The organism is Collinsella aerofaciens, assembly GCF_028206995.1.
Lineage (GTDB): Bacteria > Actinomycetota > Coriobacteriia > Coriobacteriales > Coriobacteriaceae > Collinsella > Collinsella aerofaciens_AQ.
On the sequence record NZ_JAQLFL010000007.1, the window covers coordinates 1 to 11,131 of the forward strand.

The following is an 11,131-nucleotide window of genomic DNA, read 5'->3' on the forward strand; positions in this document are numbered from 1 at the left end:
CGGGCGTCCTCGAGCTCACCGTACTCCTCGACCAGGGGCATGAGCTCGTTCACCCGCTCGACGATGCGGCGCTGCTCAGCTAGGGGCGGAACTGGGACCAGAATGACGTTCAATGACTTCTGATTAGTCTTTGGCATTTTGACACGCGTATCACCCTTAAGCGTCTCCTCAGTGAAGAAATTGCTGAGGAGAACCGTGAGGACATATTCAGGTTGCAGCTTGGTGTTGAGCGGATACATATCCGCACTACACAGCCCATCAAAAGGGGCGATAACCGCCTTTCGAAGAGCTGGACGAATCTTCGAATAGAGAATCTGTCCTGCAGAGAACAGGTGATTGGCGCTCTTAACCTCGTCGGCCTTAACACTATGACAGAACAAGAGCTTTCCGGTGCCTTTTTGGATGTTGTCAGGCGCGATATGAGGAAAGTCCTGATATTTCAACGGGTCGACCAAACGCGCTGCAATTCCAATGACTTCACTAAATCTCGCCCAGGCCCAGCTTTCCGGAATCCCAAACGGAACCTCGTCTGCGATGCACTTGTCGCTCAGAACGCGTCCCTTAGTGTCCACGTGTTTCTCATAGGGGGAGCCATCGAAACCGATATAGATAATGCTCTCCCCGCCCTTCGGGAATTTAGCCTTACCATCAGCAATAAGCTTATGCTTCTCTTCACGAATACGCTCAAGCAGGACGCTTGCAGGCTCATCACTCGGGTCTTGTGGAACGAGCTTTCCCTCAATCGCCATTTGCAGGATTGAGTTCTTCAGGTCTTTTGCCTTCATCTACGCCTCAATCCCAAGAATCTCGCAAATACGAGCAAGCTTCTGGTCAATCTCGGCATCGAGCTTAGCGCGCTCTTCTTTGTAGTTCCTGATCAGTTCGTCAGGCGGTAAGATCTCCTCTTCCTCGTGAGGATAGCCGCACACGTCAAAGTTAAAACCGCCGTCTCGCAACTCGTCAACCGTATAGTACTTGGCCTTGGGATTGCCGTCTTCCTCGATATCCCGACGGTTCTCCCACCATTCCTTTACAGGTGCAAAATGTTCGATCCTAATGGGCTTGGTCTTAGAGAAGTGTTTATACCCCTCGGGCATGTCCATGCGATAGAACCAAACGCCCTCAGAGGCCCCCGTATTATCGAAGAACAGAACGTTAGTAGTGATGCTCGTGTACGGAGCGAAAACACTCTGTGGAAGGCGCAAGACAGTATGCAAGTTCATGTCCTCAAGCAGGCGACGCTTGATCTCCGTCTTTGCACTATCCTGGCCAAAGAGAAAACCATCCGGAATGATAACAGCAGCGCGGCCGCCTCGCTTAAGACGATAAAGAATGAGTCCAAGGAATAGATCTGCGGTCTCGGAGCTACGGAGTGCAACAGGGAAGTTGTTTTGCACCGATGCACTCTCGGACCCGCCATAGGGCGGGTTCATAAGTACGACGTCAAACTGGCCGTCAGGCTTGTGCTTCCACTCGCGAACATCCTTCTCGAGAGAGTTATCGTGAAAGACTTCAGGATTATCGATATCGTGCAACAGCATGTTGGTCACGCACAGCAGGTAAGGGAGCTGCTTCTTCTCGATGCCGTAGACCGATCTTGCATAGAGTTCACGATCGGCTGGAGTCTGAACCTGGGAGTCGAGAATCTTGAGGGCGCTCGTCAAAAAGCCGCCCGTGCCACACGCGAAGTCAGCCACAGTCTCGCCGAGCTTGGGCGCAAGTGCCTGGGCCATAAAGTCAGTCACCGCTCGGGGCGTGTAAAACTCGCCGGCATTACCCGCGGACTGTAAGTCTTTCAGGATGGTCTCGTAAATTTCACCGAAGGCGTGGCGCTCTTTGTACTCGGTAAAATCAACCGACTCGTCAATCTCGTTGATGACTTGACGAAGTAGAATCCCATCCTTCATGTAGTTGTTGGCGTCAGTAAAAGCAGCCTTGACGACGACGTGTCGCAAAGGCGCATCAGGTGCAAGCTCAAGACTCTCAAGAGTCTTGAATAGATCATTGTTCACAAAGTCGAGAAGCTCATCGCCAGTAAGCGCCTTGCCGTCTTTCGCATCGTGCGCCCAGCTATACCAGCGCAAGCGCTCGGGGATGATGGACTGATAGGAGTCATCGTGAAACTCCCACTCCTGCTCCTTGGCATCGTAGATCTTGAGGAAGAAAAGCCAAGTCATCTGCTCAATGCGCTGCGCATCGCCATTGATGCCGGCGTCTTTGCGCATGATGTTCTGCAGGGTCTTTACGAGAGATCCCAGTGCCATTTGCTATCGTTACCTTTCTCTATGCGATGTAGAGCTCGTCCTCGAGCATCTGCGCTGCCTGAATGTACTGTTGTTTGCCGCCGAATGCGGCGACGATCTTCATTGGGCTGCCAAACCGACGGAATTCCTCGAGGTCGAGGACGTGGGTGTCGTCCAAGTCTACGAGGTTCGACGTCGCATATTTGTCGAGAAGCGCTTCAAGGACCTCACGCGCGACGCCGGCATACTCATAAAGCACGCCCTTCTTCTTGACGCTATTGGCTCTCTCGCTGCGCGTCAGGGGCCTCTGGTCGTAAGCAATATGGCAAATGAGGTCAAAGTCGCTCATTTGCTCTTGTCCAGTCTCAAGCCGCAGCTCATCCAGAAATACGCCATGAGCGCGCAGCTCATCGATAATCGCTTGTTTCTTATGTTCAGAGTTCCACGCCGCTAGGAAGTGGTCAAGAGTGTCGTATTCGCCGAGAATGTTTTTTCGCGTATAGTCCTTAAGGCTCTCAGTTACAAGAAGGCCATCGGAGGAGTAATACTGCACCATCTCCGACACTACATAGACGTCGGCCCCATGAACGTGATATTTCACATGGGAGGACGGATCGTCCGGCGGCAATACGGGTGGGTCTACGATCGGAGACGGAGGCGGAACGGGACTGCCGCCATTGCCGCCGGGACCCGGATCCGCAATGGGGTCACCCGGATTAGGCTCAAACACAACAACAGGTTCGCCATCAAACTCGGGATCTGCAAACAAACGCGATGCGTCACGAAAATCGAGGATGGTGAAATAGAGTTTGTCGTAGTCCTCACAGATACGGGTTCCGCGGCCGATAATCTGCTTGAACTCCGTCATTCCGTGCTCACCGAACTTGTTGTCGAGCACGACTACCTTACACGTCTTGCAATTAACACCAGTGGTGAGAAGCTTCGAAGTCGTAACGATGGTCGGGTATTTCTCGTCGGGGTCGATGAAGTTATCTAACTGAGCCTTACCTTCCCTGTCGTCACCCGTAATCTTCATGATGTAGGTGGGGTGATCTCTTACGATATCGGCGTTCTCGTTTACAAGGGCACGTCGCATATTTTCGGCATGCTCGATGTCAACGCAAAAGACTATGGTCTTGGAGTAACGATCCGTCTCCTTTAGAAATTGAGTTATCCGCTTGGCAACTTCCTCGTAGCGCTCTTTGATGACAATCTCGCTGTCGAAGTCTTGCTTCTCGAAAACACGTTTGGGCAGAGCTTCGCCGCGATCATCTATGGTGCCTTCCTCAGTACGGTATCCGTAAATGTCGACGTTCAGCTTAGGACGAATAACTTTATACGGGGCGAGAAAGCCATCCTCGATTCCCTGTTTAAGGGAGTAGGTGTAGACAGGTTCGCCGAAGTAGGTAATGTTTGAAACCTCTTCAGTCTCCTTTGGCGTAGCCGTCATACCGATTTGAATTGCACAATTGAAATACTCAAGTACCTTACGCCATGCGGAGTCCGCCGCGGCGCTTCCGCGATGGCACTCGTCGACGATAATCAAATCAAAGAATTCCGAGTCGAACTCGCGGAATATTTCTTCACCGTTTTCTCCAACAAGCTGTTGGTAGAGCGAGAAATAGACCTCGTAAGCAGAATCGAGCTTTCGACCTACGACCTTGGTTGTAACCCTCTTGAGAGGCTTGAAATCGCCGTCTATGGTCTGATCGACGAGAATATTGCGGTCCGCCAGATAGAGAACCTTACGAACCTCGGTAGTCTGTCGCAAGCGATGAACGATTTGAAAAGCCGTAAAAGTCTTTCCCGTTCCCGTTGCCATAACGAGCAAGATGCGATTCTTACCTCGCGCAATAGCTTCAAGCGTACGATTGATGGCGATGCACTGATAGTAGCGAGGATGATTGCCGCCGTGCTCCTGGTAATACGGAGCGGTCACAATCTCCTGGCTATACGGATGTTCAAGCCCCTTAGCTTTTGAGTATCGTGTCCAAAGTTCCGCCGGAGTGGGAAACTCGTCCATGGCAAGAGCGCGCTCTTTCCCGGTAAGAAAATCGTGCTCAACAAAACCCTTTCCGTTTGAGCTGTACGCAAACGGAATATCGAGCAGCTGGGCATATCCCATCCCCTGTTGGAGACCGGCATCAACGGTGTGCTCCGTATCCTTAGCCTCGACGATTGCGATAGGGATGCCCGGAGCATACATCAGAAGGTAGTCAGCCTTCTTCTTGTCTTTACGGGTGACCATGCTTCCGCGCACAACGATCTCGCCACTGGTAAAGAAATACTCAGTGAAGACTTGGGTATTACGATCCCACGACTTCATAATCGCAGGATCAATGAGTTTAAGCCGTGTGTCAGACTCGTTCATACGTCTCGGAACTCCTCGTTGCGCAAGACGGCAACTGTTGGTGTTGAACTGATTAATTTTATCATCACCATGCAATCTAGCAGCCGCTTTATACGAAATGAGGCGAAGCAAAGTCAGCGCCGCAAGAAAGCTCCAAAGAAAACAAAAGAGCCCCGGCGAATCGAGTCAGAGGTCATTCCCGGAGCCCCGCCTACCTTCCCTCCGCTTTCAACTTCAGCAGCAGATCGCTCAGCTCGGGGCACTTGCTGGAAAGGCGCGTCTGAGCTCGCTCGCCCATCCCCCATCGTTGGCGTATCTCCTGGGCGCGCGGGCTCACGCGGTAGTTCCCGTCCATCATCTGCTTGAGCAGCTTGGCGGTCACACGAGCATCGGCAAGGGCGCTGTGGGCGTGACCCGTCGACTCGTCGAACTCGATGCCAAACCACGTCGCCGCGTCACTCAAAGAGACGCGCCCATGGCTGCCCACGTCCATGATCGAGGTGTAAAACGCCTGCAGGTCGGCCCAGTCCGTAGGAAATGCGGCAAGGTCGATGTGCTTTGCCTGGCACTCGGTCAAAAGCTGTCGACGATCCGTCCCGCTCCAGCAAACTATCTGGGCGGAGTAGCGACCGATCCAATCGTTGAGCCTTTTCATCACCACGTAGAGAGGATCAGCCATGGCGGTATCCACGGCCGATATCCCCGTGAGCTCGCGGACGGGATACGCAACGCCTTCGGCATATTCCGTCTGCACAAACTGCGAGAACTCGCCCATCACGTTGCCGTGGTAATCGAGCTTAACAGCGCCGACCTCGATAATCTCGTTGCGCAGTCCGCGGCGCTGGCGCTGCTTTGGCACCGGCGCAAACTCAAAATCAAGCACAATTTGGCGCGCAAAGTTCGTCGTATCGATAGCCGAGATACACGGCGTCTTTTCAGCTGACACGGTTACGGCCTCTCTCCGTCAACTGCCGCTTGCTACATAGGTGGCTACATTGCCGTAAGGATAGGCGCCCGTGCGGACATGAAATCGCACAGCACGGCTTTCCGGCATCCTTGCGTAAAGCCACACTTTGAGAGAATCATGTCACTGTTATTAACGAACATATATTCGTATTTATAGCAGTACTTTGATAGAATTGCAGTTGTTGACGGCAGTTCCATGTGCCGGGCAGCGCCCTCCATGCGACGGGAGGTGATGCCCATGACCGATCTGACTGATTTCGTGAAGCTCCTGACCGCTTTGGTCTCGCTCCTCACGGCGCTTATCGGACTTACCGAGGCACTCAAGCAGTGTACGAAGCAGAAAAAGAGGGGTCGACGCCTCTAAGGCATTGACCCCTTAATCGAAGTAACGGCGCTGCCCAGCATTCCACCACTTGGGCTGCCGTCGACTTTATTTTACCCACGGGCGCCAGGTTTAACAAATGGAATTTCGGTTACGAAGTCCGGGGCTCGCCCGGGCTCGCCCCTCTACTCCAGCCACCATTCCACATCCACGGAGCACTCGACCTCGATAGGCTCTGGCTCCAGCACCGTCACCTTGGAATCAGCCGATCCCGCAGGAGCTCCGAGCGCAAAATCGGCCGCACTTGCATAGCAAAGCCGATCCATGCTGCCAAGCTGACTGTTGTAGGAGATATGCTTGACGCCATCCAGCTTAGAACCCGATGCCGCCGCAAGCGCCTGCGCATTGTTGCGGGCTCGCTTGACGACGCGGGCGATGAGGGCATCCTCGGCAGCACGCCGGTCGGCTAGATCAAAACCTACGCTCATGTCGGCGCGCGAACCGCAGGTGTTAAGAGCCGTCCATATAGCGGCGACATCGACGGCGTCAATCGACGCGGCGATTGTGCCGTAGGCATGGTAGCTATAGCCAGTGATCGTCGCCTTTCTGCGTGTCGTTCGCGCGTAGCAGGCGTAACCGCGACACGTTAGCTCGTCATCCAAACCAAAGGGCACCAATGCCGCAGCGACCTTAACGCGATCGGCGTTGTAGTCGTTCAGGCACGCCTCCTTGGTATCGAAGCTTCCCCCAAAGCAGATGCTAAACACGACGCGATCGGGCATCACCTCGTCCTCGATCTCGGCGCCAACGCTCACGAACCCAGTTTTATCCATCGACATGGCATCCGTCCTTTCCACGAATGGCTACGTTGCGGTAAGCGTAGCCGCCCGTGCGGACACAAAAGCGGGATGCAGTGCCATGCACCAGGCACGCGCCACGCAGACAGCCCCAAAAGAGTCGCCCGCCTATTCGAATGTGTGAAAAAGATTTAGGCCCGGTGACTTGAATCAGCGGTCATCCCGGGCCCATCAGAGCTCACAGAGCTCTTGGTTGCTTTGGTCTCGCTCTTCACGGCGCTTATCGAACTTTCCGAGGCACTCAAGCAGCATTCGAAGCATAACAAGTCGCTGCCATTAAGGCGCTGACCTCTTGACCAAGCAACGGCGCTGCCCAGCTCTTCACCACTTGGGCTGCCGTCGACTTTATTCTATCCGCGAGCATCTGGTTTACCAAATGGATTTTCGGTAATGGAGGCCCAGTACCCCGCAAACCGCAAACCGCAAAATCACTACGCCCCAAGTGCCGCCATGGGGATCACCGCCACGCCGTCGTCGCGCGTGTAGGCAATGCTCCCCTTTCCAACCACGACCGCCAAAAACGCCGGCGCGGTATTCTAAGACGCGCTTTCCACTTGAAGCCATGTCGATTCTGGGACACAGTTTCCGCTTGAAGCCCATCCGGAAAGCACGTCCCATTCCGAGGCTTGAATCCGGGACGCAGTTTCCACTTGAGCTCCTGACGGGAAAGCACGTCCCACTCTGAAGCTCGATTCCGGGATACAGCTTCCGCCAGAGACCTCAGCCGGAAACGGCATCCCACTCTGGAGTCAGAATCCGGGACACAGCTTCCGCATGCGACCTCGTTGGGAAAGTTCATCCCGTTCTGAGCGCTCATTCCGGGATGCAATTTCCGTTTGAGGCCCGATCTGGAAACGACATCCCACTCTGGGGCCGAAATCTGGGACACGCTTTCCGCCGGCATTCCGCTGGCAGCTAGCATGACAACAGAGGGCCCCGTTCCAGCCATTCGAGGACAGGCTTTACCCCCGAGCAGCGTTATCTCCGCCCACACATCTCGGCAAACGAAATCAGCTTGACGTCTCCCCTACTCTCCGCAGCATCCCGACATCCCTGCGTAAAGCCGCTTTTTGAGAAAAGTGCATAGCTTTTTCGTTGCCGTCTAAAGAGCTCGCTTCGGTGCACGAGCTTTTGCAGCGCGTCTTCGCCCGCCGGTTCATTGCGCCATTTGCACTCCGCAAACAGCGCAGCGCCCTCGCCATCGTCAACAATCAAGTCGATTTCTTCCTGCGTATGCGTGCGATTATCCGTCCCCCACCAGCGCCCGACACTCGCCGGAACCACATCGAGCTGGCCCGCGCGCGCGAGTTCGTACACGTATTGTCTGCATATAATCTCAAAGACCGTACCCATGTAATCCGATACGTGCGGCTCAATGCGCTCATACGCCATCTCGGCCATATCGGTTTGAATCAGCCCGATGTTCTGCGGCACAAACTTGTACCAGAACCTAAACATCTGATCGCTCAGCAGATACACGGCTCGCTTATTGCTCGTCTCGTTTAGGGGCAGCTCGCGCTCGACAATCCCAAGCGACGCCAGCTTATCCACATAGCTCTTTACGTTGCTCGCAGGGATTCCCGTAGAGCTCGCAATCTCCGAGATCTTCGAGCGCCCCTGGGCAATTGCCTGCACGATCGCATCATATTGCTCGGGATTGCGGCACTCTTGCAACAGCAGGTTACTCGGCTCCTCAAAGAGATAGCCCGTAGGAGTAAGGAAAAGACGTTTGATGTTGTCCTTGAGCGATACGGTAGGGTCGACTTTTTCGATATATGCAGGAATGCCGCCCGTCATGCCATAGCAAACTGCAGCGTCTTTGCGACTCATGCTCTGCCACAGGCCGAGGGTCGCCGTAAAATCGAGCGGCATGATCTTAAACTGGGCCGTACGTCTACCGTATAGCGGACTCTCGTAGCCCAGCACCTGCTCTTCCATAAACGAAAGCGACGACCCGCACAGGATAAGCATGAGCTTGGTCTCTTTGTACAGGTGATCGATCTTGTCTTGCAGCAACGAGCTGATTTCGGGATTCGATTGGGCGAGATAGGGATACTCGTCAATCACGACAACCAAACGTTCCGTGCGAGCCATGGTGGCCAATGCATCGAACGCTTCGTCAAAACTACGAAACGACACGCCTGCAGCACCAACCGAGCCTGCAAGTATCGCCTGGCTAAAGCCGTGCAGGTTTGCCTCCGCATTGGTACGACGAGCTTGAAAGTAAATAGCCTTCTTGCCTTGGATGAACTCTGTGATAAGGCGCGTTTTACCCACACGACGGCGGCCGTAAATCACAGGCATTTCAAAGGAGCCCGTGCCATACAGTCGATTGAGCTCGGACATTTCCGCTGTTCTTCCGATAAACATAGGGCCATCCTTCCTTCACGTTATAGCTAGCCATATTATACCTTCCTATAATATAGCTAGCTATAACGCAATTCGACAAGCGGCGCACGAAAAGGGGCGATACACCGCCGCACGTGGACCGTTCCGGAAAATGTATCCCGTTCTGGAGCCAAAAACTGGGCCGTAGTTTCCGCCAAACATGTCATCCGGAAAGCGCTTCCCGCTCTGAGCCTGAATTCTGGGATGCGGTTTCCGCTGAAGCTTCTACCGGAAAATGCATCCCATTCCGAGCGCTCATTCCGGGTCACAGCTTCCACAGATACAAGACGACGATCCGCAGCCCATATCACATGCCTTCAAATATGCGATCCAGAGACACAAAACAGCAGATAGAATGCTCTTTTTCAAAAAAGCACACGTCCCGAAACTTACCCATTCTTCAGAACTCGCTACCGTTCAAGGTCGCCGATTACCGCCCACCGATTCAGCTTCAAAAAATGACGTCAAAACCAGGCCATCTACCTGCATGGTTAGATTTTGGTCAGCTTTTGGTCAGCTGAGCGGCAAGTTCCAGCTGATACGTTTTTGCTACCCAAAAGGAGGCGGTAGCTCATGACCCATTGCAATGACCAACTCATCGACCAGCTGTTGAACCAAGCCGAACAAGAGGGGCGCTGTCGGGTTCCCCCGAGCACGGCGATCCGAAAAGCGCTCCTTCGGCGCACCGGCGGCACGGTTGTCTCGCCCATGCCGGGGTTATTTGCGCGAAAAACGCGCTGGGATGAACTCAACCGAGCGCAACGCCATTGCGAGATCCTCCGCGCCCTTGCGATCATCCATCCCGATTGGACGTTCTGCTCGTTTTCGGCAGCTTGCCTGCTGGGGCTCGAGGTCTCGTGGCGACATCTGAATGTTGTGCATGTTTGCAGCTCGACAAAGCCGTCGGCTCGCCCGGGCGCACATATTCAGCGGCACCAGATTGAGCCGGCATATCGGTAACGCCGCCCATCCAAACGGTCACAGATTGCCTGTTGCAGACCGGTTTTGCCGACGGCATGCCCATTGCCGATTCGGCGATCCTGAAGCTCGGCCTTGCGCCGGAACAGCTGATGGAGGCCGTTGAGCAACGAGCGACTGCCCGCAATGGTCGCGCGATTCGCACCGCCCTCACAACGCTTCGATATGCCGACGCCCGCGCCGAGAGCGGCGGGGAATCGGTCGCCCGAGCCGTCATGATCGAGACGGGCTTTGCGCCCGACTGGCTTCAATACGAGCTGACGGACCCCTTCGATTCGGCCAAGCCCATACGAACGGACTTTGTCTGGGAGCGCCAGGCGCGGGAACTCACGCTGGGCGAGCTCGACGGGCTCATCAAATATACCGACCAGACCATGCTGGCCGGACGCACCACCGCCGAGGCGCTCGTTGCCGAACGACAGCGCGAGGCGCACCTATCGCTCTACGGCCACCCTCTGCTGCGCTTTACCATGAACGAGGTCCGTTCGGCAGGAATGCTCGCCAAAAAGCTGCAGACGGCAGGCATCCGGCAGACCGCGCTGCCGACATGGCTCAATGAAGCGGAGCTGTAGGAGCTGTTAGGCCGCGCATCGCCGGATCGCATCCCCCCCTATCTGGGCCGCGTTTTCCCAACGGCCACGCCAACGGAAAGCGCGTCCCATTCTGAGGCATGATTCCGGGACACAACTTCCGGTTGAGGGACGATCCGGAAAGCACGACCCGTTCCGAGACCGAATTCCGGGACGCGGTTTCCGCTTGAAGCTTCAACCGGAAAATGCATCCCACGCTAGAGCCATATTCCGGGACACACTTTCCATTTGAGGGCCTCTACCGGAAAACGAATCCCATTCTGAGCGTCGAATCCGGGATACAGTTTCCGTTTGAAGCCCCGTCTGGAAAGTACGTCCCATTCTGGAGCCGAAATCTGGGACGCAGCTTCCGCATGCGGAGGCGCTCCAAACAAAAGGCCCCGGCTCGCGATGGAGCCGGGGCCAAAGGCGCAGCGTATGTAGTTGATGTTGAGCGC

General features: G+C 54.8%; 9 protein-coding genes. 3 read left to right on the forward strand and 6 right to left on the reverse strand.

The genetic code is table 11. The annotated features are described in order from the left end of the window. From PMX60_RS06230 to PMX60_RS06245, 4 genes are all read right to left on the reverse strand, one after another. The coding region (locus tag PMX60_RS06230) for a restriction endonuclease subunit S (RefSeq protein WP_271747266.1) at positions 1–785 on the reverse strand (785 nt) is incomplete at its 3' end. After that, positions 786–2,264 carry a class I SAM-dependent DNA methyltransferase gene (locus PMX60_RS06235; RefSeq protein ID WP_006235244.1) on the reverse strand — a complete coding sequence of 493 codons (1,479 nt, stop codon included), beginning with the start codon at positions 2,262–2,264 and terminating at the stop codon, positions 786–788. A gap of 19 nt (positions 2,265–2,283) precedes the next feature. Beyond that, the gene (hsdR, locus tag PMX60_RS06240; RefSeq protein ID WP_416377926.1) at positions 2,284–4,671 is read right to left on the reverse strand and encodes an EcoAI/FtnUII family type I restriction enzme subunit R; all 2,388 of its coding nucleotides are present in this window, start codon (positions 4,669–4,671) and stop codon (positions 2,284–2,286) included. 133 nt (positions 4,672–4,804) lie between these two features. Next, entirely contained in the window at positions 4,805–5,539 is a 735-nt protein-coding gene (locus PMX60_RS06245; RefSeq protein ID WP_055309378.1) for a 3'-5' exonuclease, read from the reverse strand. Between the two features lie 258 nt (positions 5,540–5,797). Here PMX60_RS06245 and PMX60_RS06250 point away from each other — a divergent pair, with 258 nt between their 5' ends. After that, the gene (locus PMX60_RS06250; RefSeq protein ID WP_262348828.1) at positions 5,798–5,923 is read left to right on the forward strand and encodes a hypothetical protein; all 126 of its coding nucleotides are present in this window, start codon (positions 5,798–5,800) and stop codon (positions 5,921–5,923) included. Between the two features lie 143 nt (positions 5,924–6,066). Here the strand turns inward: PMX60_RS06250 and PMX60_RS06255 are convergent, their stop codons facing one another. Next, the gene (locus PMX60_RS06255) at positions 6,067–6,720 is read right to left on the reverse strand and encodes an SIMPL domain-containing protein (RefSeq protein WP_055309379.1); all 654 of its coding nucleotides are present in this window, start codon (positions 6,718–6,720) and stop codon (positions 6,067–6,069) included. A 996-nt stretch (positions 6,721–7,716) separates the two neighbouring features. Continuing rightward, positions 7,717–9,108 carry an ATP-binding protein gene (locus PMX60_RS06260; RefSeq protein ID WP_271747267.1) on the reverse strand — a complete coding sequence of 464 codons (1,392 nt, stop codon included), beginning with the start codon at positions 9,106–9,108 and terminating at the stop codon, positions 7,717–7,719. Between the two features lie 591 nt (positions 9,109–9,699). Here PMX60_RS06260 and PMX60_RS06265 point away from each other — a divergent pair. Together PMX60_RS06265 and PMX60_RS06270 are read left to right on the forward strand one after the other, a co-directional pair. Further along, a complete protein-coding gene (locus tag PMX60_RS06265; protein ID WP_271747268.1) occupies positions 9,700–10,086 on the forward strand; it encodes a hypothetical protein in 387 nt (128 codons plus the stop codon). 32 nt (positions 10,087–10,118) lie between these two features. Next, entirely contained in the window at positions 10,119–10,676 is a 558-nt protein-coding gene (locus tag PMX60_RS06270) for a hypothetical protein (RefSeq protein ID WP_271747270.1), read from the forward strand. The last annotated feature ends 455 nt before the right edge of the window (positions 10,677–11,131 follow it).